Source organism: Streptomyces adelaidensis, assembly GCF_016598475.1.
GTDB classification, from domain to species: Bacteria; Actinomycetota; Actinomycetes; order Streptomycetales; family Streptomycetaceae; genus Streptomyces; species Streptomyces adelaidensis.
In genome coordinates this window covers 47,959-73,958 of sequence record NZ_JAEMUX010000035.1, presented here as the reverse complement: position 1 = coordinate 73,958, position 26,000 = coordinate 47,959, and the positions used below count along the sequence as shown (strand labels likewise).

The 26,000-nt window shown below is 70.0% G+C and carries 20 protein-coding genes and 2 pseudogenes; 11 read left to right on the top strand and 11 right to left on the bottom strand.

All coding sequences use genetic code 11. From position 1 onward, the window contains the following. Positions 1–90 precede the first annotated feature (90 nt). Both I8N67_RS21270 and I8N67_RS21265 read right to left on the bottom strand, forming a co-directional pair. Entirely contained in the window at positions 91–2,340 is a 2,250-nt protein-coding gene (locus I8N67_RS21270) for an MMPL family transporter (RefSeq protein WP_200304749.1), read from the bottom strand. Between the two features lie 321 nt (positions 2,341–2,661). Next, positions 2,662–4,002, bottom strand: a complete 1,341-nt coding sequence (locus I8N67_RS21265) for a metallophosphoesterase (protein ID WP_200304748.1) — start codon at positions 4,000–4,002, stop codon at positions 2,662–2,664. Positions 4,003–4,309: 307 nt separating this feature from the next. Here I8N67_RS21265 and I8N67_RS21260 point away from each other — a divergent pair, with 307 nt between their 5' ends. After that, positions 4,310–5,827 (top strand): long-chain-fatty-acid--CoA ligase, encoded by a 1,518-nt coding sequence (locus I8N67_RS21260; protein WP_443729045.1) that lies wholly within the window; start codon positions 4,310–4,312, stop codon positions 5,825–5,827. A gap of 145 nt (positions 5,828–5,972) precedes the next feature. On the opposite strand, the gene I8N67_RS21255 is transcribed toward I8N67_RS21260, so the two are convergent. Continuing rightward, positions 5,973–6,629, bottom strand: a complete 657-nt coding sequence (locus I8N67_RS21255) for a TetR/AcrR family transcriptional regulator (RefSeq protein ID WP_307835306.1) — start codon at positions 6,627–6,629, stop codon at positions 5,973–5,975. A gap of 296 nt (positions 6,630–6,925) precedes the next feature. On the opposite strand from I8N67_RS21255, the gene I8N67_RS21250 reads away from it, so the two are divergent. Next, complete coding sequence (locus I8N67_RS21250; RefSeq protein ID WP_200304745.1) at positions 6,926–7,825, top strand: alpha/beta fold hydrolase; 900 nt, start codon at positions 6,926–6,928, stop codon at positions 7,823–7,825. Positions 7,826–8,364: 539 nt separating this feature from the next. Here the strand turns inward: I8N67_RS21250 and I8N67_RS21245 are convergent. Beyond that, positions 8,365–9,009 (bottom strand): TetR/AcrR family transcriptional regulator, encoded by a 645-nt coding sequence (locus I8N67_RS21245; RefSeq protein ID WP_200304744.1) that lies wholly within the window; start codon positions 9,007–9,009, stop codon positions 8,365–8,367. Between the two features lie 154 nt (positions 9,010–9,163). Between I8N67_RS21245 and I8N67_RS21240 the strand changes: the two are divergent. The 5 genes and pseudogenes from I8N67_RS21240 to I8N67_RS21220 all read left to right on the top strand — a co-directional run. After that, positions 9,164–9,289, top strand: a pseudogene (locus I8N67_RS21240) (fumarylacetoacetate hydrolase family protein); the annotation flags it as partial. Positions 9,290–9,419: 130 nt separating this feature from the next. Beyond that, positions 9,420–9,767 carry a DoxX family protein gene (locus I8N67_RS21235; protein WP_200304743.1) on the top strand — a complete coding sequence of 116 codons (348 nt, stop codon included), beginning with the start codon at positions 9,420–9,422 and terminating at the stop codon, positions 9,765–9,767. A 22-nt stretch (positions 9,768–9,789) separates the two neighbouring features. Beyond that, positions 9,790–10,974, top strand: coding sequence for a cytochrome P450 (locus I8N67_RS21230; RefSeq protein ID WP_200304742.1), 1,185 nt, complete (start codon positions 9,790–9,792; stop codon positions 10,972–10,974). A 48-nt stretch (positions 10,975–11,022) separates the two neighbouring features. After that, positions 11,023–11,220: a ferredoxin gene (locus I8N67_RS21225; protein ID WP_200304741.1), complete on the top strand. Its 198-nt coding sequence runs from the start codon at positions 11,023–11,025 to the stop codon at positions 11,218–11,220. Next, a complete protein-coding gene (locus I8N67_RS21220; RefSeq protein WP_200304740.1) occupies positions 11,217–12,374 on the top strand; it encodes an NAD(P)/FAD-dependent oxidoreductase in 1,158 nt (385 codons plus the stop codon). Before I8N67_RS21225 ends, I8N67_RS21220 begins: the two co-directional genes overlap by 4 nt. 31 nt (positions 12,375–12,405) lie before the next feature. Here the strand turns inward: I8N67_RS21220 and I8N67_RS21215 are convergent, their stop codons facing one another. The 4 genes from I8N67_RS21215 to I8N67_RS21200 are packed head-to-tail and all read right to left on the bottom strand — an operon-like array spanning position 12,406 to position 16,401. After that, positions 12,406–13,194, bottom strand: a complete 789-nt coding sequence (locus tag I8N67_RS21215; protein ID WP_200304739.1) for an IclR family transcriptional regulator — start codon at positions 13,192–13,194, stop codon at positions 12,406–12,408. A 44-nt stretch (positions 13,195–13,238) separates the two neighbouring features. Further along, on the bottom strand, positions 13,239–14,081 hold the full coding sequence (locus I8N67_RS21210; RefSeq protein WP_200304738.1) for a fumarylacetoacetate hydrolase family protein: 843 nt from the start codon (positions 14,079–14,081) through the stop codon (positions 13,239–13,241). Continuing rightward, positions 14,078–15,862 (bottom strand): bifunctional 3-(3-hydroxy-phenyl)propionate/3-hydroxycinnamic acid hydroxylase, encoded by a 1,785-nt coding sequence (locus I8N67_RS21205; protein ID WP_200304737.1) that lies wholly within the window; start codon positions 15,860–15,862, stop codon positions 14,078–14,080. Before I8N67_RS21205 ends, I8N67_RS21210 begins: the two co-directional genes overlap by 4 nt. A gap of 44 nt (positions 15,863–15,906) precedes the next feature. After that, a complete protein-coding gene (locus I8N67_RS21200) occupies positions 15,907–16,401 on the bottom strand; it encodes a VOC family protein (protein ID WP_200304736.1) in 495 nt (164 codons plus the stop codon). A gap of 230 nt (positions 16,402–16,631) precedes the next feature. Between I8N67_RS21200 and I8N67_RS21195 the strand changes: the two genes are divergently transcribed. The 4 genes from I8N67_RS21195 to I8N67_RS44260 all read left to right on the top strand — a co-directional run bounded on the left by I8N67_RS21195 (position 16,632) and on the right by I8N67_RS44260 (position 22,489). Beyond that, complete coding sequence (locus I8N67_RS21195) at positions 16,632–17,864, top strand: sensor histidine kinase (protein ID WP_200304735.1); 1,233 nt, start codon at positions 16,632–16,634, stop codon at positions 17,862–17,864. After that, positions 17,861–18,535, top strand: a complete 675-nt coding sequence (locus I8N67_RS21190) for a response regulator transcription factor (protein ID WP_200304734.1) — start codon at positions 17,861–17,863, stop codon at positions 18,533–18,535. The genes I8N67_RS21195 and I8N67_RS21190 overlap by 4 nt, the downstream gene beginning before the upstream one ends. 183 nt (positions 18,536–18,718) lie before the next feature. Continuing rightward, positions 18,719–21,961, top strand: a complete 3,243-nt coding sequence (locus I8N67_RS21185) for an efflux RND transporter permease subunit (RefSeq protein ID WP_200304733.1) — start codon at positions 18,719–18,721, stop codon at positions 21,959–21,961. A 396-nt stretch (positions 21,962–22,357) separates the two neighbouring features. After that, entirely contained in the window at positions 22,358–22,489 is a 132-nt protein-coding gene (locus I8N67_RS44260) for a hypothetical protein (RefSeq protein WP_307835309.1), read from the top strand. Between the two features lie 23 nt (positions 22,490–22,512). On the opposite strand, the pseudogene I8N67_RS44255 reads toward I8N67_RS44260, so the two are convergent. From I8N67_RS44255 to I8N67_RS21170, 3 genes and pseudogenes are all read right to left on the bottom strand, one after another. Further along, positions 22,513–22,656: pseudogene (locus tag I8N67_RS44255) on the bottom strand (cupin domain-containing protein); the annotation flags it as partial. A gap of 310 nt (positions 22,657–22,966) precedes the next feature. Next, entirely contained in the window at positions 22,967–23,875 is a 909-nt protein-coding gene (locus I8N67_RS21175; RefSeq protein WP_200304731.1) for a MarR family winged helix-turn-helix transcriptional regulator, read from the bottom strand. Positions 23,876–24,387: 512 nt separating this feature from the next. After that, positions 24,388–25,986 (bottom strand): MDR family MFS transporter, encoded by a 1,599-nt coding sequence (locus tag I8N67_RS21170; RefSeq protein WP_200304730.1) that lies wholly within the window; start codon positions 25,984–25,986, stop codon positions 24,388–24,390. Positions 25,987–26,000: the final 14 nt, after the last annotated feature.

Sequence of the window (26,000 nt, the reverse complement as noted above, 5' to 3'; positions counted from 1 at the left end):
TGGCTCTCCTGTGGGCGGGGCACGGCGTTCCCATCGGGTGGCGGGAGCCGCCCGTGGGACACCACGGGCGGCTCGGGAAAGCTAAGTGGATCAGACGTGGACCCCGACGGGAGTGTCTGAGGCATTGCTGTCCGTGACACGGCCGTCCGAGTCCGCGTCGAGGCCGTCGGCCGCCCGGTGGGTGAGCGCCTCGCCTTCGATGTCGACGTGGGGCAGCAGCCGGTCCAGCCAGGCCGGCAGCCACCAGGCCCGGTCACCCAGCAGGGCGAGGACGGCCGGCACGATCGCCATCCTGACCACGAAGGCGTCGAAGAGGATGGCGACGGCCAGGCCGAATCCGATCATCTTGATCATGGAGTCGGTCTCGGCGACGAAGCTGGCGAAGACCGCGATCATGATCAGCGCGGCGGCGACCACGACCCGGGCGCTGTGGCGGAAGCCGGTGGTGATGGCCTGTGCGGGCCGCTCACCGCGGACGTACGCCTCGCGCATCCGCGCCACGAGGAAGACCTCGTAGTCCATGGCGAGTCCGAAGACGATGCCCACCAGGAAGATCGGCATCAGGCTCATGATCGGCCCGGTCTGCTCCACGCCCAGCAGGTCGGCGCCGTAGCCGTACTGGAAGACCAGGACGACCGAGCCGAGAGCCGCCAGCACCGACAGCAGGAAGCCGAGAGCCGCCTTGATGGGGATGAGCACGGACCGGAAGACCACCAGCAGCAGTACGAAGGCCAGACCGATCACGACCGCGAGATAGGGGAGCAGGGCGGCCTGGACCGCGGCGGCGATGTCGATGTTCACCGCGGTGTTACCGGTGACCTGGAAGGTCGCCCCTGCCTCGGACTCGATTCCGGGACGCTCGGCCCGGATGGCCTCCACAAGGTCCTTGGTCTTCTCGGCCGTCGGAGCGGTCGAGGGCACGGCTTGGAAGACCGCGGTGTCGCCGGCGTCGTTGAACTGGGCCGGGGAGACGGTCACGATCCCCTTCGTGGCGGCGACCTCCTCTGAGATCGTCTGCGCCGCCCCCTTCGGGTCCGAGGCGCCCTTGGCGTCCACGACGATGGTCAGCGGCCCGTTGAAGCCCGGCCCGAAGCCCTCGGCCAGCGCGTCATAGGCCCGGCGCTCGGAGGTGGAGGTCGACTTCGCCTCGTCGCCGGGCATGCCCAACTGCAGGTTCGCCATCGGCACCGCGATCGCTCCGAGGCCCGCCACGCCGAGCAGCAGCACGGGGATGGGACGGCGCAGCACGAACCGCGACCAGCGGGTGCCCCCGTTGTCCTCGGTGCTCTCCTTGATCGTGCCGCCGTCGCGGGCGGTCTTGCGGGCGGCCCGCGAGAGCGCGGCGTTCGGCCAGAAGCCGAACAAGGCGGGGACCAGCGTCAGAGCGACCAGTACGGCGACGACGACCGCACCGGCGGCGGCCATACCCATCTTGGTGAGCGTCGGGATGCCCACCACCGACAGGCCCACCAGCGCGATGACGACGGTGAGCCCGGCGAAGACGACCGCCGACCCGGCGGTACCGACCGCAAGCCCGGCCGCCTCCTGCGGGGCACGGCCCTTCGCACGCTCCTCGCGGTAGCGGGAGACGATGAACAGGGCGTAGTCGATACCGACCGCGAGGCCCAGCATGGTGGCCAGCGTGCTGGCCGTGTCGGACAGCCCGAAGAAGTTGGCCACCGCCGTGACCGAACACAGGCTCACGACGACACCTATGAGCGCGGTCAGCAGCGGCAGTCCGGCGGCGGCCATCGAGCCGAAGGCGATCAGCAGCACGAGGGCGGCGATCGCGATACCGATCAGCTCGGCCGTGCCGCCCGGTCCACTGCCGCTGTTCAGCGCCTCGCCGCCGGCCTCGACCGTCAGGCCCGCGTCCCGAGCCTGGTCGACTGCCTGGTAAAGATCATCCTTGCTGGCGTCGGTGACATCGACGTCCTTGACCTTGTACGTCACGGTCGCGTACGCCGTCGAGCCGTCCTTACTGACCGCCTCGGTCTGGAAGGGGTCGTCGACCCTGTTGACCTGGGGACTGTCGGCCAGCTCCGCAACGGCCTTCTCGACGGCCGCCCTGTTGTCGGACGCGGTCACCTTCTGCCCGTCCGGCGCGACGAAGACGACCTGGGCGCTCGCGCTTTCGACGGTGGTTCCGGGGAAGCGCTCCTGCGCCAGGTCGAACGCCTGCTGAGCCTCGATGCCCGGCATGGAGAACCCCTCGGCGGAGGTTCCCTCGGCCTGGGAGGCGGCGAAGACGACGCCGGCCATCGTGGCCAGCCACATCAGGGCGACGTACCAGCGCCGCCGGAAGGCCAGACGGCCCAGTTTGTAAAGGAAAGTCGCCACGAGGGGTCTCCACATCTGCGTTTCGGGTCCCCCAAGGGTTTCGGGGGGCGGGTCTGTCATCGTCATGCTCTGGACGGAAGTCTCAGTACTGATGAGGCAGTACAGAATTGGCCCGGACGTTCTCATCCGGGGAGGGCGCCACCCCCCTGGTCCGCACCGGACGGGCGCCGATCGCCACGGGCACCTGCGACGGGCGGCGGAACACGGACGCCGGCGGGCCCACGGGACGCGGCCGCGGGAGTACACCGTCCGGAGTACTCCCGTCGACGCCGCCCCGGCCGGGCACGGGCCCCGACGCGGGACCGGGCTCGCAGACACCGCTCAGGCGCTCCGGGAGGCGAGTTCCACGACCGTGATGTCGGAGGGTGCGCCCACCCGGACCGGCGGGCCCCAGGCTCCGGCGCCCCTCGTGACGTACAGCTGTGTGTTCTCGTAGCGTTCGAGTCCGGACACCGTGGGATTGCTGAGGCTCGCGAGGAGGCCGCCGGGCCACATCTGGCCGCCGTGGGTGTGGCCGGAGAGCTGCAGGTCGACGCCGTACCGGACGGCGTCATGGATGACGATCGGCTGGTGCGCGAGCAGGACCGAGGAGCGCGTGCGGTCCCGGTCGCCGAGGGCTCGTGCGAAGTCGGGTCCGTCGCCCTCCTCCTCGCCCGAGACGTCGTTCACACCGGCGAGGTCGAAGTGGGCAAGCTCCGTGCGGTCGTTCTCCAGCGGGCGCAGTCCAAGGTCCCGTACGTGCCGGACCCACGGCTCGGCGCCCGAGTAGTACTCGTGGTTCCCGGTCACGAAGAACGCGCCGTGCCGCGCCGTGAGTTGTGCCAGTGGCGCCACGGACGGGCCGAGGTCCTCGACGCTGCCGTCGATCAGATCGCCGACCACGGCGATGAGGTCGGGCTGGGTCGAGTTGATGGTGTCCACGACTTTCTGGGCGAAGCCACGGCCCAGTATCGGACCGAGGTGGATGTCACTGACGACGGTGATCCTGAAGCCGTGCGCGGCCCTGGGCAGTTTGGCCAGCGGGACGGTGACCCGCTTGACCCCGGGCCCGCGCAACACGGCGTAGGTGCCGTAACCGACGGTCCCGACGGCGGTGACCGCCGCGGCTCCGGCGATCGTCCGGGAGACGAAGAGGCGACGGGAGAGGTCAGAGGGTGCGTTGTGGCCCGTGGCCCGGCTCGGTATGACGGTCCTGGCCTCGGGGGCCGGCATGACGGACCCGGCACCGGGGGCGGACCCGCCCTCGGGCTCGCGCCTGCCCTGCCCGGCACCTGCCCCCGTCCGTGCGGGCGGGGGTGGATGTACGACGGTTGTTTCCTCCCGCGAGCGGCCCCTTCCGCCGCCCACGGCCCGGCGCAGCACGACCCGGCGCAGCACGGGCCGCACCAACTCCCCGGCGAGCAGCGCCAGGATGAGGTAGAGCGACAGCGCGAGCCACAGGTAACCAGGCCAGGCCAGGATCTGCTGGAGCCGGAACGGGGCGCCTGAGCGCTCGGCCGCCCAGGTCACGGCCGCCGGCAGCGGGCCCAGGACCAGGACGGCCGCGCCCGCCCGGCGAGCCCGGCCCGGCCCCCGCGTCGTGTCACGGAACAGCCGTTTCCAGGCGAACCAGTGCAACGCGCAGAACGCGGCGATCGCCGCCAGCTCGTACACGTCCTCCATCAAGGGCCTCTCTCTGGTCTTCGCTTGTCTTGGACCCAGGTAATGGATACAGTGTTGCCGTTAATACTCTCATGTCAAGGGGCTCTTGGTTTCCGGGTGCCGACGTGACGCACGCAGGCGCAAGGCATGGAGGAACCCCGACCCGGCGTACGTGGGCCTGGGAGGGATCTGAGAAGCCGGAAGCCGGAAGTCGGTCGTCGCGTTGCCGTCCGACCGCCCCCTGACGCACCCGCCCGGCGTCCACGGACGCGAGGGCGACCCGCGACAAAGGAGTGTGTATGTCGTACGAGTGGAACGTGGGCGCGTGGTGACCGAATACAACCTCGCCGAGCTCCTGGAGGGCTCGGCCGCACGGTACGCGGACCGCACCGCGATCGTTTTCGGCGACAGTCGGCTGTCCTACGCGCAGGTGGACGCGGCGGCCTGCCAGGTGGCGAACCTGCTGGTGGCACGGGGCATCCGCCCGGGCGACAAGGTCGCGCTGTCCATGCCGAACCTGCCGTACTTCACGATGGCCTACTACGGCATCCTCAAGGCGGGCGCGACGGTCGTGCCGCTGAACGTGCTGCTGAAGGCGCGCGAAGTGGCCTACCACCTGCGGGATTCCGGCGCCCGGGCGTACGTCGCCTTCGAGGGCACCGCCCAGCTGCCCATCGGCGATACCGCGCGTGCCGCGACGGAGGGGACGGAGGTCGACCTGTACGTCGTCGATCCCTCACTGGAGCTGCCCTGGGCCGAACAGCCGCCCGCATTCGACACGGTGCCCACGGACGAGGACGACACGGCCGTCATCCTGTACACGTCCGGCACCACCGGCGTACCCAAGGGTGCGGAGCTGCGGCACCGGAACATGCGGGACAACGCGCTCATCGACGAGATGCTGTTCGACACGTCGGCGGACCGTCCGGACACCTATCTGTGCGTGCTGCCGCTGTTCCACTCCTACGGCCAGACGGTGTTCCAGAACGCCGCCCTCGCCTTCGGCGGCACCATCGTGATGCTGCCGCGGTTCGAGCCCCGCGCGGCACTACGCCTCATGGCCGAGGAGCGGGTGACGCTCTTCGGCGGCGTCCCCACCATGTACTGGGGGCTGCTCGGCGCACTGGACGAGTCGGTCGACGTCGCCGCCCTCGCCCGCGACCTCCGGGTCGCCGTCGCCGGCGGGTCCGCCCTCCCGGGCGAGGTGCACCGGGAGTTCCAGGAGCGGTTCGGTGTGACGATCCTGGAGGGCTACGGGCTGTCGGAGACCTCTCCGGTGGCCTCGTTCTCGGTGTTCGGCGAGGCGCCGCGCGTCGGGTCGATCGGGGTGCCCATACCGGGTGTGGAGATGAAGCTCATCAATGACGACTGGTCCGACGTGAAGAGTGACCCGGATGCGATCGGCGAGATCGCGATCAAGGGCCACAACGTGATGAAGGGCTACTACAAGCGGCCCGAGGCGACCGCCGAAGTCCTGCGCGACGGCTGGTTCCGCACCGGCGACCTGGCCCGGAGGGATGCCGACGGCTTCTACTTCATCGTCGACCGCGCCAAGGACATGATCATCCGTGGCGGCTTCAACGTCTACCCGCGCGAGATCGAGGAGCTCTTCATGGAGCATCCGGCCGTCTCGCTGATCGCCGTGATCGGAGTTCCCCACGAGTCGCACGGTGAGGAGATCAAGGCCGTGATCGTCCCCAAGGACGGCGCCACCGCCACCGAAGGCGAACTCATCGCCTGGGGGAAGGAACGGCTCGCCGCCTACAAGTACCCGCGCATCGTCGAGTTCGCCGACGGGCTCCCGCTGACGGCAACCGGCAAGATCCTCAAGCGCGAGCTCGGATGACATGGCGGTGCCCGCCTCTTTGACTGCGAGGGCGGGCACCGCGGGCGGCATCCGGTCGCCGGGCGGTGGCCGAAGAACTCACCCGGGCCGTCCCGGCCGCCGGCTCGGCCACCGCGGCTTCGACGGCGACATGTCCTGCTGACGGTCAGAGGCTGTCGCGCAGCCGACCGAGCCCGTCGAGGACGAGTTCCAGGCCGAAGCGGAACTCGTCCTCCAGCGGGACCGGCATCCAGTCGGCCACCGCCGCGGTGGCGGGATACAGAGCTGGATCCGCGGTCCGGAAGACGGCGGACGCCTGGGCGTCGCTGCCGGGCTGCTCCGCGCCCTGATGCCCCCGGATCTGTATCGCGAAGCCGAGCACATAGCGGGACAGAGTGGCGTAGGCCTGCGCCGCCACCTGTGGCGGGAATCCGTTGGCGAGGAGGATGGTGAGGCAACGCTCCCGCACGGCCATCGCGTTCGGGCCGACGGGGATCCCCTCGGCGAGCAGGGGCGCCACGTTCTCGTGCCGGCTCACGACGTCGAACATGGCCTGCACCATTGTGCGGCAGGCGTCCCGCCAGCCCATGGCGGCGAGCTCATCGCCCATGATCTCGACCCCACCGAACATGCGGTCCACGACGTGGGCCACCAGAGCCGCCCGGCTGTCGAAGTGCCGGTAGAGCGTGGCCGTGCCGGAGCCCAGGCGCTGGGCGAGCGTCCGCATCGACAGGGCATCGGCACCCTCCTCGTCGACGATCTGCACCGCCGCGGCGACGATCCGCTCGAGCGGAATGGGCGGACGGCCGGGGGAGCGCCGCACCGGCGACCCACCTCCTCGCATCTGATCTCGTGATGTTGGCACCTGAAAAGTATGCCCGCTTGACACGGGCTGAAAATCGGCAACGCTGTGACCTTTTGCCGGGCGCCGCTTGACGCCTCGGTTTATTCTGGCAACGATGTAACCGTTATGGATGGCGCCCGCGCTGACATGGACTTCTCGGCAACCAGCTCGGCGGGAACATCTCTCGATCTTCCCGAGCGCCTCGACGCGCTGATCCCGGTGAAAGCCGCCGAGTTCCTCCAGACACTCGAGACATTCGAAGGAAAGACACCCCGATGAAGTACTTCGTGATGCCGGACGAGACCCTCAAGCTCGACGCGAACGCCCGGAAGTCGCTGCGCGGCGACTTCGCCCAGTTGTCCGACGGGTACACGCACTACGAGCTGCGCGGTCCCGAGACCGGCGAACTCGCCGTCCTGGTGCCGGGACTGACCATTCCGCTGTTCTACTGGGACGGTGTGGTGCCGAAGCTGCATGCGCGGGGCATTCGGACGCTGGCCTTCAGCGCATACGGGCGCGGCTACTCCGACCGCGCGCAGGGCCGGTACGACGAGGCGATGTACGTGCGCCAACTCCGTGAACTGCTCTCGTACCTCGGCATCGACACGCCGGTGAACCTGGTCGCGACCTCGATGGGGGCGCTGGGCGCGATGGCCTACCTCCTGGACCGTCCCGAGACGGTCCGGACCCTCACGCTCATCGGGCCCGCGGGCCTGTCCAACGACACCGCGCTGCAGCAGCGTGCGCTGAAGGCCGACCCGATCGCCTCGTTCGCCGCACGGCGCTTCGGCCGCAAGATCCTGCTCGGCCATCTCGGGCGCAATGTCTCCGATCCCGCCCTCGTCGAGCCCCTGACCACCATGATCTCGGACTGCTACCGGTTCGAGGGATCGATGTACTGCTTCTTCTCCACGTTGCAGAACTACCCGATCTCCGGCCGCGAGGACCTCTACCGGCGGACCGGCAGCCTCGGCATTCCGACCCTGCTGGCGTGGGGAACCGACGACCAGGTCACCCCCATCAGCGGGTTCGGCCGAGCGCGCGACCTGGTCCGGCCGACGCGCACCGAAATCATCGAGGACTGCGGGCACATGGCTCCGTACGAGCGTCCCGCGGACACCGCGGACCTGATGTCCTCCTTCATCACCGCCCGGCACGATCGCATCGACTCATGACGGGACCACCCGGCCAGATGTCCTGATCATCGGTGCGGGACCAGCCGGGACAGTCACTGAACCCGTCCGCCTAGGAATGTGTGGGTATATGCGGGTATGCGCAGATCTCTGCGCGCTCGAACGACGTTCCCGCCGGCGGCGCGCTGGGGGCACACCGGAGGTCAGGCCGTCGAAGTCGTACGGTCAGCGCCCTCGCCCCGTCCCGACGCAGGGCTTCGAGTCGCCGGCGCCGCGGCGCCGAGGCCATGCCGGAGGAGCTGCGGCAATACGTCAAGCGCCGGGTCGCGGCGTACAAGTACCCCCAGGCCGTGTGGCTCATGGACAGGCTGCCGGGGGACCGAGTGGCAAGATCCTCTAGCGGGAGATCAGCGCACCGGCAGCGTGAGCGAGCTGTTCCCTGCCCGAGCCGGGGCCGGTTCGAGCCCGGGCGGCCGCTGGTGACGGCCGGGACGTGCGGAGCCGTCCTTCCCGCGGCCCCATGGCGCAGCGCGGCTTCGTGCGTTCGACCACGGGAAGCGAAAGCGCGGAAGCGCTGTCTGTCACGCGTCCCTGGTCGTCGGCAGCGGACGCCGGGCCACCTCCCGAGCCTCGTCCGACGGGACGCCCAGCATGCGCAGGGTCATCTCGGCCATGTTCGCGGCGGCCTGCTCGCCGTCGAGGTCGGGCCGGGCGAACCGCAACTCCACCAGGGACATCAGCACTCCTCCCATGGCGGACAGCGCGCTGAGGGGATCGACGTCGGCGAAGCGGCCGGCGGCGACGCCGCGTTCCAGATCGCGCAGGGCGCGCGGAGCGATGCCGCGCTCGGAGTGAACGTGCCGCAGGCCGCGGTGGCGGAGGATCTGCATCAGCTCCGGGTGTGAGTCGGCCATGCGGGCCGTGAGGCGGAAGCCCGCCGCGACGAGTTCCGCCGGGTCGTCGACAGTCCCCTGCAGGCGTTCGTCGATGGCTTGGCCGAACTCGTCCAGGGCATCCGCCGCCGCCGCGTCGAACAGCTCCGTCTTGGACTCGAAGTGGTTGTAGAGGGACCCGAAGCCGACATCGGCGCGCTCGGTGATGGCCTGGATGCTCGCGCTGGTGTCCCCACTCGCGGCAAGGAACTCTCGAGCTGCGCGTATCAGAGCTTTACGCGTCCCGGCCCGGCGTCGTTCGAAGCGGTTGACGGGCGGCTCGAGTGTCGGCATGCGGCCGATCGTAGCAACGGTCCGATCATACCCGCACATCTGATGGAGCTATCAGTTTTCTTTGGTGTAACTATTGACGATTCTCCAAGCAGAGTTGACGATTCCATCATTAAGGAGTGTCGCTCGAGAGGACGCCATGCCGGGAACACGCGCCGACCTGCTCCTGACCGGCACGCCCGGCGGTACAGCCCTCAAGGCCCCGCCCAAAGCGGTCGTCACCACCCCCGACGGGCGGATCGATCTCGGCGGGCAGCGCACCCCGGTCAGCCACGCGCAGTAGGGACCGAGCCGCACATGACCGTTTGACGGTACGGCTGGCCCGAAGTCGGCCGATACCGGGCGGCCAAGGAACTCCTCAGCGACCGGCTTCACCGGTCGCCGTCGCCATCCGCACACCCAAGGAACAACTCGTGATCCTTTCCCTTGTTCTCACCTGCCTCGTGGCATTGGGCTTCACGGCCGTCGGAGTGACCAAGATCCTCGCGCTGGCACCGATGCGGGTGCTGGCCGCGGAGGCGGGCTTCTCCGTCGGGGCCTACCGCGTCATCGGCGTGCTGGAGCTGGCAGGTGCCGCCGGCGTCCTGCTGGGCCTGGCCGTGCCCCTGCTCGGCGCCCTGGCGGGTACGGGGTTGTTGCTCCTGATGGCCGGAGCCGTGATCACGCACGGGCGCAAGGGCGACGGACTCCGCGGCATGACGCCCGCCCTCGCAAGCGCCGCGCTCGTCGCCTGCTACCTCGCCACCCTGATCGCCACGTGACCCGCCCAGGAACGGATCGCTGATGACTGCCCGCACTGACGCCCCCCTCTACCGCGCCGACATCTACTCAGCCGCGGCCATCCGCGACACCCACCCCCACTACGCCGCGCTCCGCGCCCTCGGCCCTGTGGTGTGGCTGAGCAAGCAGAAGGTCCACGCCCTGCCGCGCTACGCCGAGTGCAAGGCCGTGCTCCTCGACGACGAGACGTTCATCTCCGGCGGGGGCGTCGCCCTCAACCCCCTCGCCAACCGCGTGGGACGGGGCACCACCCTCTTCAGCGACGGCGAGGACCACGCCCGACGCCGCCGCCAGGTGGCCCACCGGCTCACTCCCAAGGCCCTGCGCGCGATGGCGGCCGCCGTGGAGGAGCAGGCCGCCGAGGTCGTCGAGGCCGCTGTCGCCGGCCGGAACGTCGACGGAGTGGAACTCGCCACGGCCCTGCCCATGTCCGTCGTCCCCGACTTCATCGGCTGGCCCCAGGATGGTCGCGAACACCTGCTGCGCTGGGCCGGCGCCGCCTTCGACGGACTGGGCCCCGCCAACCGCCAGGCCGTGCGCAGCCTTCCCTCGTCCCTCGGCATGATGCGCTACGCCCGCCGCGTCGTCCGCGACCGGTCCGTACTGGACGGCAGCATGGGCCACGACCTGCAGTGCGCGGCCGACGAGGGCAGGGTCATGCCCGACGAGTGCGCCAAGCTGATGATCGACTACCTGGCGCCCTCCCTGGACACCACGATCAGCGCCATCTCCAGCGCCCTGCACCTGTTCGCCACCCACCCCGAACAGTGGCGCCTGCTGAAGGCGGACCCGAGCCTGATCCCGAACGCGGTCAACGAGGTCGTCCGCTACGAGTCCCCGATCCGGGCCTTCTCCCGTACCGTCGCCCGCGACACGGAACTCGCGGGTACCACTCTCCCCGCGGGCTCCCGGGTGCTGGTCGTCTACGGTTCCGCCAACCGCGACCCGCTGGAGTGGGACGACCCGGACACCTTCGACATCCGCCGCGACGCCAGCCGCCAACTCGGCTTCGGACAGGGCACCCACGGCTGCGCCGGACAAGGGCTGGCCCGCATGGAGACCTCCGCGATGCTTCGCGCCCTGGTCGCCCGCGTCGACCGGATCGAGTCGACCGGCACGCCCGAGTGGGCTCTGAACAACCTCATCCACCGCTACGAGCGCCTCCCGCTCGCCCTCATCCCCGCCTAGACGGCTGCCGCTTGCTCCGGTCAGAACCCCTTGCTGAAGGACAACATCATGCAGATCTCCGTCGACCACGCCCGCTGCGAAGGCCACGGCCTGTGCGCGGACCAGGCACCCGAAGTGTTCAGCCTGGACGACGACGCCGAACTCACCTACCACTTCGATGGTGCCGACGTGCCCGACGAGCACCGGTCCGCGGCCCGGGTGGCCGTCAACGTGTGTCCCGTCGCCGCACTGCGGGTGCTGCCGTGACGCCGCGCTCGGTGCTCATCGTCGGCGAGTCGCTCGCCGGGACGACCGCCGCACGAGAGCTGCGGGCCCTGGGTCACACCGGCCCGGTCACGATCATCGGCGCCGAACCACACGGCGCCTACTCGCGCCCACCGCTGTCCAAAGCCGTCCTCAGGGACCCCGGCGCCGATGACGCCCTGTTCCAGGATCTCGACGGGCTCGACATCCACATCGTCCGCTCGGCCGCCACCGCGGCCGACACGAGCCGCCGTACCGTCACCACCACGGACGGGCGAGAGTTCCGCTACGACGCACTGATCATCGCCACCGGCGCCGAGGCCCGCCGGCTCGCCGCGCCCGGCCGACGCGGCGAACTCGTCCTGCGCACGCTGGACGACGCCCGTCTGCTGCGCAGCCGCCTGGAGACCGCGGCCTCCGCCATCGTCGTCGGCGCGGGATTTCTGGGCATGGAGGTGGCCGGCGCGTGTGCCGCCCGTGGCGTTCCGGTGACCGTCGTGGATGTCCACCGGCCGCTGGAGCGGATCCTCGGCGGCTACCTGTCCGCCGCGCTCACCGCACGCGCCGAGGCATACGGCATCAGCTGCGTGCAGACGTTCGGCTTCGCCGTGCCGACGGGCGACCCTGTGCGCGGCGTGATGCTGCCCGGCGGCACCGAGCTCACCGCGGACCTCGTGGTGACCTGCGCGGGGGAGACGCCCTGCACGGACTGGCTGGCGGGCACGGGCCTGGCCGGACAACTGGGCGTAGGCATCGACGAGACCTGCGCCACCGCGGTGCCGGGCGTGTTCGCCGCCGGCGACGTCACCCATCTCCGCGCCGACGACATCGGGCCGGACCGGCGTGCCCCGTTCTGGTCCAACGCCGTCGCCCAGGGCAAGGTCGCCGCCGCCTCCGCCCTCGGCCTTGCGCCCACGGGAACGCCGTACGACGACTACTTCTGGACCGAGGTCGCGGGCCTCGCCCTCAAGGTCGTCGGACCTCTCCCGCTCACCGGTGAACCCACCACTGTGGAGGGCAGTGTGGAGAACGGACGCGCACTGCTCACCTGGAAACGCCCCGACGGCCCTTCGACCGTTGTCGCCTACGGCATGCGCAAGCCGATCAAGGCACTCCGAGCCCTGGCCGAGGCCGGCGAGCACTCCGCCTCCCGCTGACCTTCCTGCACGGCGTGCCCGGCTGCGGGTGTCAGCCTCCGACGGCGACCAGCCGGTCACTGATCTCCTGTGCCGTCTCCCGGACCTTGCGGGCAAGCTCCGCCTCGGCCTCGGGGAACACACGGGAGGCCAGGGCCGCGATGCTCACCGCCGCCACCACCTGCTTCTGCTCGTCCCGGACGGGCGCGGCGATGCCCATCACGTCGGGGTCGAGCTCGCCGCGGGTGACCGAGTAGCCGGCGCGCCGGATGTGGGCCAGCCGCTTCATGAGGGTGTCGACATCCGTGAGGGTGGCGGGAGTGAAACGGTGCAGGTCCGTGGATTGCAGTAGCCGCCGGGCCTCTTCCTCGGGCAGCCAGGCCAGCAGGACGAGTGCTGACGCGCCGGCATTGAGGGGGAGCGTGCTGCCCCGCTCGTAGGAGATGCGCACGGCACGCGTTCCGGCTTCCGCCAGGTCGACGCAGACGACCAGCTCGCCGGTCCGCCGGGTGAGCAGGATCGTCTCGTTCACGTCCTCGGCCAGCGCCGTCATCGCCGGAAGGGCGAATTCCGACAGGCCGTAGCTACGTCGTGCCAGGCGGGCGATCTCCATGACACGCAGCCCCAGACGGAAGCCTCCGCCCGGCGCCTCCTCCAGGAAGCGGCTGCTCGCGAGGGACTGCAGGTACCGGTAGGCGGTCGAGCGGGCCACGCCGAGTCGCTCGGCGACCGCGGTGCCGGAAATGACGAGCTGGGTGTCGGTGAACATGAGCAGGATGTCCAGGGCTCGGTCGGCCGTGGAGTTGCGCTCGCGATAGCTGGGGGACCCTGTTCCTGACATGCGGGACACTTTAGCGCGTGGGGGGCCATCAGGGGCACCGGGCGTCACAACTTGTCCTTGACCACCGTGTTGCGCAGTTCTCCGATCCCTTCGACGACCGTGAGGAGTTCCTGTCCCGGCCGGAGGAAGACCTTGGGGTCGCGGCCGGCACCGACACCTCCGGGGGTGCCCGTGGCGATCAGGTCACCGGGCAACAGCGTGATGATGGTGCTGACGTACGCGATGATCGTGGCGACGTCGAAGAGCAGGTCCGCCGTGTTCGACTTCTGCATGGTGTGGCCGTCCACCTGGCAGCTGATCGTCAACCCGGAGGCGCCGCGCGGCAGTTCGTCCGGTGTGACGAGTGAGGGCCCGACCGGAGTGGTGGCCTCGAAGGTCTTGCCGGACAGGAACTCGCGGGTGCGATGCTGCCAGTCCCGGACGGTGACGTCGTTGACGACGGTGTACCCGGCGACGTGCGCCAGCGCCCTGTCCGCGCTCACATGACGTGCGCGGTGGGCGATCACGACCCCGAGCTCCGCCTCCCAGTCCAGGTCATCGCTGACCGGAGGCATGTGCACGTCGTCGTGCGCGCCGACGAGGGAGCCGTCGTACTTGGCGAAGAGGGTCGGGTGGGCCGGGGTCGCGCGGCCCATCTCCTTGATGTGCGTGGCGTAGTTGAGGCCCAGGCACACGATCTTGTTCGGGTGGGGGACGACCGGGGCCAGGGAGGCGGTCCCGAGCGGCAAGCGGTCACCGCCCTCGGCGGCCGCCCGCTCCGGCCAGTCGTCGCCGCTCGACAGCAGTGCCCCGACGTCGGAATAGGGCAGCAGAACGAGCTCGTCCCCTTCCTGGCGGGCGGCGGCCGTGCCACGGCCGTCTTGCAGGCGGACGGTGCTGAGCCTCATCGGGGCCCTCCTTGGATCTCGGGGATGCTCTGGGTGCCGGGGACGCTGACGGCGGGTGTGGTGTGGTCGGTCCCAGGTCTGGTGTCCTCGGGGTCGGCCTTCGCCGGGCTCCGCGTCCCCGGAGGAAAGACGCCGCGGCTCGGCCGGGGTGCGAACCGGTAGAGGCTGTGGGAGACGCGGTCGCTCTGGTCGGGCCAGAACACGGCGGCGATCAGCCGGTCCGGGCGGACGAGTACGAAGCGACCGGTGTGCCTGCCGAACAGGGGCTGGAGCCGGCCGTCGGCGTCGGCGACGCCGGTGCGCCCCGGGCGGACGCGGGGGGAGCGGTCGTCGAGGACGACGTCCACGCGAGTGCCCGCGGGAAGGCCGGCACGTGCGGCGGCGTCCCAGTCGGCGTCGGTGAGGCCGACGCCCAGCAGGCTCCAGCCCCGGCCGAGCACGTCGTCGAGCCGGGTGACCTGGAACTGCGGGCCGTGCAGGACGCGTGGCTGCGGAAGGGCTGTGCCCACCGGTGACTCGGCCTCGCCGTCCAGCGGGACGATCGCGCCCGAACGTACGCGGGTGTTCGGCCGGAAGCGCATCTCGGTGAGGTACCGGCGCCCGTGCGGTGTGCGCATGGCGAGACGTACCAACAGGTCACGCAGGTGCGCCCGGCGGCGACTGGTGGTCATCACGATGCGGCCGAGCCGGACCGAGAGGTCGATCACGGCCTGGGCGTGCGGGCGGCGCTCGTCGTCGTACGTGTCGAGCAGTGTGTCTCCGCACCGCCCGGCCAGGACGTCAGCGATCTTCCAGCAGAGGTTGGCCGCGTCCCGCACGCCGGAGTTGAGGCCCTGTCCGGCGAAGGGCGGCATCATGTGTGCGGCGTCGCCCAGGAGGAAGCAGCGCCCGTCGCGCAACCGGTCGGCCAGCAAGGCGTTGAACGTGTACGCCACGGCGCGCTCGACCTGGTCCGGGGTGATCTCGCGGTGCGGCCGCAGCAGTTCGCGCACCAGCTCGAACGGTGGGGAGTGGCCGGGTCTGCCCTCCCCGGGCCGCAACAGGAACTCGTAGCGGCACCGTCCGTCGCGGCCCGGCACGATCACCGTGGGGCGGCGCGGGTCCCCGTGGTGCATGCCGTAGCGCTGGTCGTGGGGGTCCCCCGACGTGTCGGCGACCAGCCACACATCGGGAAAGCTGGACCCCCGCATGGGTATGGACAGAAGCTCTCGGACGGTGCTGCGTCCGCCGTCGCAGCCGAGGACGTACGAGACGTCGAGGTGCCGGACCGGTTCCTGGCCCGCGCTCGGTCCGATGCCGACCCGTACCCCGTCGGTGCGCTGTTCCAGCGAGAACAGCCGTGTGTCGAAGCGGGTTTCGACCGAGGGATGGCGGCGCAGTTCCTCGACGAGCACCCGTTCCAGGTCGGGCTGGGCGAAGGAGCTCTTGAACGGGTGCCCGAAGCGTTGCTCGCCGAGGCCGCGGGCGTGCACGAGGGGCCGGCCGCCGACGCCGAAGAACTTCGTTCCCGTGCCGGGCATGATGATCGGGTAGACCGCCCCGCCGACGCCTGCCGACTGCAGGGTGCGCAGCGACTCGTCGTCCAGGCTGATCGCCTTGGCGTCGTCGCTGGTCGTCGGATTGCGCTCGACCAGCAGGACGCGTACGCCGAGTGAGCCGAGCAGATGGGCGGCCGTGAGCCCCGTGGGCCCGGCGCCGACCACGAGTACGTCGGCCTCCACCGGGGCGGTGGAGCCGGACCGGTGCCGGGCTTCCTGAGGTGGTGTCAGTGGCTCGCTCATGGGCGGGGCTCCATCGGTCGGCGGCGAGGGCGGGGCACGTCGGGCTAGTGGACCGGCTGGTAGGCGGGGCCGCCGTCGGTCAGCAGCCGCTCGGCCTCGGCGAATACGTCGGCGGGGCTCTGATCGAGGTTGAGGGTCTTGCGGAACGGCTGCCGCACGTCGCGGTCCACCCGCAGGTACACCTCGTTGCGGTTGCCCTCGGGGTCGAAGAAGTAGATGCCGATGGCGTTGCCGTGGGTGACTTCCTGCTGCACCTCGATGCCTTCGTCGCGGAACCGGTGGTGGAAGGCGATGACCGACTCCAGTGAGTCCACGCGCCACGACACCTGATGCGTGAGCTTCGCCCCCTCCGGGGCGGTGCGGCCCCGCTGGAGGACGAACTCGTGGTGCTCCTCCTCGGGACGCGAGGAGAGAAAGACGATGCCTCGTTCCTCGTCCTCGTCGGTCACTGTCAGGCCGAGAACCCGCGTGTAGAAGTCGCGCATGGTGTCGAGGTCGTTCACCCAGAAGCCGGTGTGACCGAGGCCGGTGATCGCCATTTTGTGTCCCCTTTTTCAGGAGTAGAGTTTCGTTTTACAGGACAATAGGCAGGCGGTGGTGGAGGCGTCAACCGTCGGCAGTGAGGGGACGGGCTCGGTTTCGGGACTGCGGCATGTCCGTCAGGCGACCGCGCCCGTGACGCACGTCGCTCACGTACCGCGATTGCGGTAGTGGCCAATGCCACGTTCAGGCGACGAACGAGGGCCGTACCGGTGCCTACGCTGCAACCATGACAACCAAGGGCCGATGGGGCCGGGTGACGTGCGCCCGAAGACCGGGGCGTGCCCGACTGCGCGAGTCCGGCCTCGTCGGCTGCGTGATCGCCATGTCCGCACTGTCCGCGTTCTTCGATCCGGTGGCAGGGGTCCTTCAACGGCCGGGTGCTCTGGGTATCACCTTCGCGCTCGCGTACGGCGCGACCCTGCTGGCCCGGCGACATGCGCCGATGACGACAGTCGCCGTCCTGTCGGCGCTGGCCTTCGTCCATCAGGCGTGGGGCGGTACGCCCACGCCCGCACTGCCCGCCCTCATGGTCGGCCTCCACGGTCTGGCGCTGCATCAGGGACGGCGACCGGCGTTGATCGCCGCCGCTCTCGTCGCCACCGGCACGGTCGCGGCCGCGATGCTCTTTCAGACGGGGCCGGTGCTGGGACCGCAGCGGGTGGGCGCCGTGGCCTGGATCGGGCTGGCCACCGCGGTCGGCGACGCGGTCCGCAACCGCCGCGCCTACGTCCGGGCGCTGGAGGAGCGGGCGGAGCGCGCCGAACGGACCCGCGAGGAAGAGGCCGCCCGCCGGGTGGCAGCCGAACGGATGCGCATCGCGCGCGAGTTGCATGACGTCGTCGCCCACGAACTGACCCTGATCAACGCGCAGGCCGGGATCGGCGTCCACGTGGGACGGAACGACCCGGTCCAGATGGCTGACCTGCTCACCGCCATCCGGGACGGGTCGAGGGGCGCACTCGGCGAGCTGCGCGCCATCGTGGGGCTCCTCGCGCAGCCGGAGGAGGCAGCGGCACCATTGGAGCCCGCTCCCGGGCTGGGCCGGCTCGAGGACCTGGTGCTGTCGTTCGAGCGGGCAGGCCTGATGGTGGAGGTCGTCCGGCAGGGCGCGGGGTGCTTCATCCCCTCGGCCGTGGACGCGACGGGTTACCGGATCATCCAGGAGGCACTGACCAACGTGCGCAAGCACTCCGGGGTGGACACCGCACGGGTCGCAATCGACGTCGGCCATGACGCGCTGTCCATCACGGTCGACAACGAAGGCCCCGCAGGATGGCGCCCGCCGAACGGGGGCGGCACAGGGCGCGGCCTGATCGGGATCCGGGAGCGGGTGGCGGCCGTCGGTGGCACTGCCGAGATCGCGATACGACCACAGGGCGGTTTCTCCGTGGCGGCCCGTCTGCCGCTGAGCCGGACCGGCAGTCCGCAACCCGCGGGGAAGGGCAACGACCTCTCATGACTCTTCGCGTCCTGCTCGCCGACGACCAGGCACTGTTGCGTGGCATGCTGCGGCGACTCCTCGACAACTCGCCCGGCATGGAGGTGGTGGGTGAGGCCGCGGACGGCACGGAAGCCGTGGCCCTGGCGCGTGCGCACCACCCCGACGTGGTCCTGATGGACATCAGGATGCCCGGCACGGACGGCATCGAGGCGACCCGGACGATCACCGCGGACCCGGACCTCGCCGGGGTGAAGGTGCTGATCCTCACGACGTTCGAGATCGACGAGTACGTCGCCGAGGCGATCGGCTCCGGAGCCCGCGGATTCGTCGGCAAGGGTGCCGACCCGGAGGAGCTCCTGGCCGCCATCGAGACGGTCGGCGCGGGTCGGCCCCTGTTGTCCGCGGCGGCCACGGCCGCTCTCATGGCCCGCTTCCGGGTGAGTTCGACCCGGACGTGGGACAAGGAGACGCGGTTGCTGGAGGAACTGACACCGCGGGAGAAGGAAGTACTGACGCTGCTGGCGACCGGGCTCACCAACGACAACATCTCCGAGCGGCTGCGGCTCAGCCGGCACACCGTCAAGACGCACCTCAACCGCACCATGACCAAGCTCGGCGTCAGCGAGCGAGCCCAGCTCGTGACCATCGCCTACGAGAGCGGTCTGGTACGGCCCGGCGAGACACAGTGAGCCTCCGCGAACGCGGTACGCCATCCGCCGGATAACGCATGCGTGGTACGCGGAAACCACCGCGGCCGGGCGATGACGGATGACGGGAGAGGCGGACAGGGTGGGGGACACGCCGTCCCGGGACCGCATGACCCGGGGCGGCCTCCTTTTCCTCCGTCCCACCGCAGAAGTGAGACCCTCCAGATGTCCTGGTTGTCCAGGCTGAGCCTCGCCAATCGCAAGCTGGCCGCCCTCCTCACACTGATCGTCATCGCTCTGGCGGTGTACGCAGTGCCGTCCCTGAAGCAGCAGTTGCTGCCCGACCTGTCCTTTCCCGCGATCACCGTGACCGCCACCTACCAGGGCGCGTCCCCGGACGTCGTCGAGGACCAGGTCGCCAAGCCCATCGAGGACGCGGTCAAGAGCGTCGACTCGGTGGAGTCGATGACCTCCACCTCGCGCACGGGCTCGGCGACGGTGCTGCTGCAGTTCGACTTCGGTGTCGACACCGACACGAAGGCGAGCGAGGTGCAACAGGCCCTCGACAAGGGCACCGTGAACCTCCCGGACGGCGTCGACCCCCAGGTTGTCACCGGCGGCACCGGCGACCAGCCCACCATCACCCTGGCCGCGACCTCCGACGCGGACCAGCAGCAGCTCGCCGACGACCTGTCGGACAAGGTCGAACCCGAGCTGAAGGCCGTCGACGGCGTGAACCAGGTCACCGTGTCCGGAGAGACGGACCAGGTCGTCACCGTCACGCCCGACTCCGACAAGCTTCAGGACGCGGGCCTGACCGTCTCGTCGATCAGGACCGCGCTGACCTCGAACGGCGGCACCAGCGCCGGCGGCTCCGTCGACTCCGACGGCAAGAGCCTGAGCATCGAGGTCGGTGGTTCCCTCACCTCGGTGCGGCAGGTCGAGAACCTGTGGCTGAGCGCGTCGTCCGGATCGAGTTCGAGCACGACGAGCGGCTCCGGGTCCCCCTCGGGCGCGGGTGCCTCGTCCGGGCTGGGCGCAGGTGCCACGGGAAGCACCGGCACGACGTCCACCGGCTCCGGTTCGCAGGACCCGGTTCAGCTCAAGGACGTCGCCTCGGTAAAGGTCCAGGACTCTGAGGCGACGACGCTGACGCGGACCAACGGCGAGGCCAGCCTGGGTATTTCCGTCACCATGGACCACGACGGCAGCTCGGTCTCCATCTCCGACGACGTCCGCGCCAAGATCCCGGACCTGGAGAAGTCCCTCGGCGACAACGCGCGACTCACGGTCATCTCCGACAACGGCCCGCAGGTGAGCGAGTCGGTGAACGGCCTCGTCGAGGAGGGCGCCCTCGGACTGCTCATGGCGATCCTCATCATCGTCCTGTTCCTTCGCTCGGTCCGTTCCACGCTGGTGACGGCGGTTTCCATCCCCCTGTCCCTGCTGATCGCGCTCATCGCCCTGTGGTACGAGGACTACTCGCTGAACGTCCTCACGCTGGGCGCCCTGACCATGGCCGTCGGACGGGTCGTGGACGACTCGATCGTCGTCCTGGAGAACATCAAGCGGCACCTCGGATACGGCGAGGAGAAGCGTGCCGCCATTCTCACCGGGGTGCGCGAGGTGTCGGCCGCGGTCACGTCCTCCACACTCACCACGGTCGCGGTGTTCCTGCCGATCGGCCTGGTGAGCGGCATCGTGGGCGAACTGTTCGCCCCGTTCTCCGTCACCGTCACCGTCGCGATGCTCGCCTCCCTGGTGGTGTCGCTGACCATCGTGCCCGTCCTGGCGTACTGGTTCCTGAAGCCGCCGAAGGAGGCCGTGGGCAAGGACCCGCAGCAGTTCCGCGTGCTCGTGGAGGAAGAGGAGCGCAACGGCCGTCTGCAGCGCGTGTACGTGCCTGTCATCGAGTGGGCCACGCGGCGCCGCAAGACCGTCCTGGGCCTCGCCGCCGTACTGCTCGTGTTGACCTTCAGCATGGTCTCCGGGCTGAAGACCAGCTTCCTCGGCGATTCCGGGTCGGATTCCCTCAGCGTCACCCAGACCATGCCGGCCGGGACCAGCCTGAACGGGACCGACACGGCGGCGAAGAAGGTGGAGGAGGTGCTGTCCGCTGTGGACGGCGTCGACTCGTACCAGGTCACGATCGGCTCGTCGGGCGGCTTCATCGCGACGAGTTCCGTGTCGGACAGCGCCAACTACAGCATCGCCCTGACGGACGGCGCCGACTCCTCCGCGGTGGAGGACACGCTGCGCGACAAGTTCGACAAGCTCAACGGCGCGGGCGACCTGACGTTCAGCTCCAACACCGGCTTCGGCACGAGCAGCGATGTCGAGGTCACGCTCAAGGGCGACGACACGGCGGCGCTGAGTACGGCCACTGACAGCGTCGAGAAGGAACTGAAGAAGGTCGACGAGGTCACCGCGGTCACGAGCGACCTCTCCCAGGAAGCGCCTCAGATCACCGTACGGGCCAAGGGCGAGGCGGCGGCCGAGCACGGGCTGACCGAGACAGGCATCGCTTCCTCGGTCGCCGAGGCCGTCCAGGGCTCCACGGTCACCCGGATCACCGTCGACGGCACGCAGCGCGATGTGGTGATCAGGACAACCTCCGACGCCCCGAACTCCGTCAGCGAACTGCGCGCGTTGAAGATCTCCACGTCTTCCGGTGACGTTCGGCTCGACAGTGTCGCGACCGTGACGCAGACCGAGGAACCCGTCGAGCGGTCACGAGTCGACGGCACCGAGTCCGTCACCGTCTCGGTGACCCCGGTGGGCGACAACACGGGCGCCGCGAGCACGGCGGTCGAGAACGCGGTGAAGAAGGCGGACCTGCCGTCGGGCGTCTCCTACGAGATGGGCGGTGTCACCTCCAGCCAGAACGACGCGTTCGGTCAGCTCGCCCTGGCCATCGTGGCGGCGATCGCCATCGTGTTCCTGGTGCTGGTCGCGGTGTTCCGCAGCATCCGCCAGACCCTGATCCTGCTGGTGTCGATTCCCTTCGCCGCCACGGGTGCCATCGCCCTGCTGCGCGTCACCGACACCCCGCTGGGCGTCGCGGCCCTGATCGGCCTGCTCATGCTCATCGGCATCGTGGTGACCAACGCCATCGTGCTGATGGACCTGATCAACCAGTACCGGGCCCGGGGCATGAGCGTCCCGGAGGCGGTCCGAGAGGGCGGCAGTCGCAGGCTGCGGCCCATCCTGATGACGGCGCTCGCCACCATATTCGCGCTGGCTCCGATGGCACTCGGCATCACCGGTTCGGGCGGCTTCATCTCCCAGCCCCTCGCCGTGGTCGTCATCGGCGGACTGCTCAGCTCCACCGTGCTGACGCTCGTTCTGATCCCGACTCTCTACACGATGGTCGAGACCCGGCGCGAGCGCCGTGCCGGCCGCAAGACCGAACGGAAGCACGCGGCGACTGCCGAGACCGAGGAGACGGTGCTCCAGCCGCAGGCGTGACGGAGGGGCCTGACACAGCTTCGGGTTCTAAATCCGTAGGTATAGGAAGGTGCGATCGGCCGCATGCCACCGGGGGGCATGCGGCCGACGCGTGCGCCAGGGCCTCCACGGGGCCGCCCAACACGCCCTGGGTTCTTCCCGGGTCGGACACTGCGTACGGGGTCAGACCGCGGCCGGGAGGTACAGCCAGTCCGTGTGGGTGTAGTCGTCGTCGGCGCGGCTGGTGAGGATGTTCTCGGACGGCGCAGGTCACTTGCCGCGCTCGCGCGCGGGCGGCGGCACCGGACCGCTGGAGGCCCCGCCGGTAGCGCAGCAGCAGCGGGGGAGTGGGCGGGGGCGGGCGCGCGAGTACCGCCGGGCAGCAGGCCCGGCCCGCCGCCGAACAGGACCTCCGACGTGGAGCGTTCGGCGGTCGCCGACGAGGCCGTACGTCCTTCGCCCGGTTCGAAGAACATGGCGTCCAGCGCCTCGACGAGCGGCAGGTCCAGCGCGTCGAACCAGGTCATCGGCGTGTCACCGGGGTTGTGATGCCCGTGCCAGGTCCAGCTCGGGGTGAGTATCAGGTCTCCGGCGGACATGTGCAGCGGGTCGCCGTTCACCAGGGTCCACACGCCTTCGCCGTCCAGTACGAAGCGCAGCGCGGCCGGTGTGTGGCGGTGGGCGGGGGCCCTCTCGCCGGGGCCGAGGTACTGCACGGCACCCCACAGCGTGGCGGTGGCGTAGGGGGCGCCGCCCAGGCCCGGGTTGCTCAGCGACAGCACCCGGCGGTCGCCGCCCCGGTCGACGGGTACCAGCTCGCCGGCCCGCTCGCCCAGCTCATGCAGTTCCCTGCCGCGCCAGCGGTAGGGCACGGCCTGGGCCTTCGGGGTCGGGGTGAGCAGTCCGCTCAGCTTCCACAGAGTTCTTGGTCTCCTGCGGTCCTTGCGGGAAAACGAAAGAGCGCGCAATAAAGTTCGTGGAGTGACTAATGAGCCGGGCGGTCACACGCCGCTCCCGCCCAGCGCCCTATGCCTCGCTCCTCCGTCCGAGCAGGCGGAGCAGACCGAGCAGTTCGCGGAGTTCGTCCGGCCGGAGGCCCTGCGTCAGCCTGCGCTGGACGTCCAGGACGGCGGGCATCACCTCGTACAGCACCTGGAGCCCTTCGTCCGTCAGGGTGAGCAGCTTGCGGCGAGCGTCGTACGGGTCCGCCGTGCGCCCCACCTCACCGCGGGAGATGAGGCGTTTGACGATCTCCCCCGCCGGCGCCTTGGCCAGGGCCACGCGCTCGGCGAGCGTCGTCTGGTCGATGCCCGGCTCACGGGCGAGCCGGTAGAGCACGCCGTACTGCGGAGAGGTCAGCCGTGTCCCCACGGCATCCGTCCAGTACCGGGTGTGCCGCTGCTGGGCGACCCGGATCAGGTGTCCGGGGATGTGCGCGGGGTCGGTGGGCAGGCCGATCAGCACCACGGCGGGTGCCGTGGAGGTCCAGGCGCCGGGAACGACACCGGCGATCGTCCGCATCAGGTGCAGGAACCGGCCGGTCTCGTCCGGGCTCAGGGCCGCGGTGAGCCGCAACTGCACCTGGGCGGCCCACGGGGCCACATCCAAGAACGCGGCCCTGCCCTCGCCGGTGAGCCGCAGCGCGTTGCGGCGGGCGTCGGCGGCGCGCTCGCGGGCGAGCAGGCCCGCGTGGTCCATCCGGGCCACGAGCTCCGCGACGGTGGCCTTGTCCAGGCTCAGCGCCTCACCCAAGGTGCGCTGGTCGATGCCCGGACGCATCCGCAGGCGGTGCAGTACGGCGAACTGCGGCGAAGTGTACCCGTCGGGCACGAGCTCCTGCCAGAGCCGGTCGTGGACCTGCTGGGCCGTGCGCACCAGAGCGCCCGCGGCGAAGACCGCCTCGTCCGGGATCGCGCCCGCCGGACCGCGTACCACCGCCCCACACCCTTCCGTCCCACGCTCGCCGCCTGCGACGCCCACGTCAGCGGCAGGGTAGCGGGCCGACCACGGGGAGAGCCGGGTGGCCGAACGCCTCATGGCGCGACCGCCCGTGGTGTACGGCGTCCAGGGCCGGGCCGCATCCCGGTGCCGACCGTGACGCCGCCGTCGACGACCCTGGCGACGTACACGCACATCCGCTCGCCGTCTGCCCGCCGCCGATCGCTGAGACAGACGTCCCGATGATCGAGGACGCCGTCGCAGCGGAACACGCGCACCGAGCATGGTCCGCCCCTGCGCGTCGGCAGTCGCACCTCATCTCGTTCGTGTCATTACGACTATTGGTCGGCCGAGCCGCAAGCGTGTCAACCCTGGAAACACGTCGAAGGACGGATGGGCGCAATTCTGTACCGGCCATACAAGGCGGCCTGGACCTCGCCCCCCCGCAACGTTGAGCTGCGCCGCTTCGGCGTGGTGGCTCGGGTGGGGTGCGGACTGAGGGGAGGTGGTCAGGTGCTGCCGGCGGTCTTCTCGCCCGTCTGAACCTGTCGCGGGACGGCTGACACGTCGGTGTCGGTGTTGGTGAGAGCGAGTTCCTTCTCCGGAAGGAGGAAGGCCAGCACGAAGCCGACGGCCAACAGAGCGGCCAGGTATCCGAAGATCGGGGTCAACGCCTGCTGGTACGCGTCGATCACGGAGTCCTGGAGCCGTTCCGGCAGCGAGTGCACCAGCGACGGAGTCAGGGAGTTGGTGTCACCCAGCCCGCTGACGGAGCCGCTCGACAGCCGCGCGGAGAGTTGGTCGGTGAGTCGTTGGGCGAAGGCCGCTCCGACTACCGCCGTGCCGATCGTCGCGCCGATCTCGCGGAAGAAGTTGTTGGAGGAGGTGGCGGTGCCGACTTCACCGGTGGGGAACGCGTTCTGCACGGCCAGGACCAGGTTCTGCATGACCAGGCCGACGCCTGCGCCGAGCAGAAAGGTGTACCCGGACACCACTGCCACCGGAGTGTCGACGTCCATCGTGGAGAGCAGTACCGCGGTAAGGGTCACCAGCAGCGAACCGATGATCGGGTAGATCTTGTAGCGGCCGGTCCGGCTTATCAGAACCCCAGAAGGGATGACGGTGCCCATGAGTCCGATGACCATGGGGACGAGCAGCAGCCCGGACTCTGTTGCGGAGACGCCGTACACCATCTGCAGGTACGTGGGCAGATAGGCGACGACCACGAACATGCCTATGCCGACGACGATCAGGCTTACCAGTGTGGCGATGTTGAAGATTCGGCTGCGGAACAGCCACAGCGGGACGATCGGCTCCGCGGCGCGGCTCTGCGAGAAGAAGAACAGGACCCAGGCGGCGACGGCTCCGGCGGCCAGAGCGAGGACCACCGGGTCCGTCCAGCCGTATGCGTTGCCGCCCCAGTCCGCCACCAGCACCGTGGCGGCGACGGCGACGGCCATCAGGGTGATGCCGAGGTAGTCGATGGTGACCTTGACGCGCTTGCGCGGTGTGCGCAGCGCGAAGGTGGCCACCGCGAAGGCGGCGGCGCCCACGGGCAGATTGATCCAGAAGCACCACCGCCAGGAGACGGTGTCGGTGAAGTAGCCGCCGAGAAGCGGCCCGGCCACCGCGGAGAGGCCGAAGACCGCGCCGATCGGGGCCATGAACCGCGCCCGCTCCCGCGGTGGTACGAGCTCGGCGACGATCGCCTGGGAGGTGATCATCAGACCGCCGCCGCCCAGCCCCTGAACGGCCCGCCCGATGATCAGCATGGTCATGTTGGTCGCGGATCCGGCGATGACGGATCCGGCGAGGAAGATACCTATCCCGCTGAGGAGGAGGGCCTTGCGGCCGAGCAGATCCCCGAAACGGCCGTACACGGGCATGCCGATCGTGGCGGCCATGATGTAGGCGGTGGTGACCCACGCCATGTGGTTCAGGCCGTTCAGTTCGCCGACGACGGTCGGCAGTGCGGTGGAGACGATCGTCTGGTCGAGTGAGGCGAGCAGCATGGTCGTCATCAGGCTGGCGAACAGCAGGCCGAACCGCGGGGGCAGTGCGGAGGAGTCAGGCTGCTCCGCCTGCGCAGTGGGGGAGGGGTCGGTCATCGGATCTCCAGAGG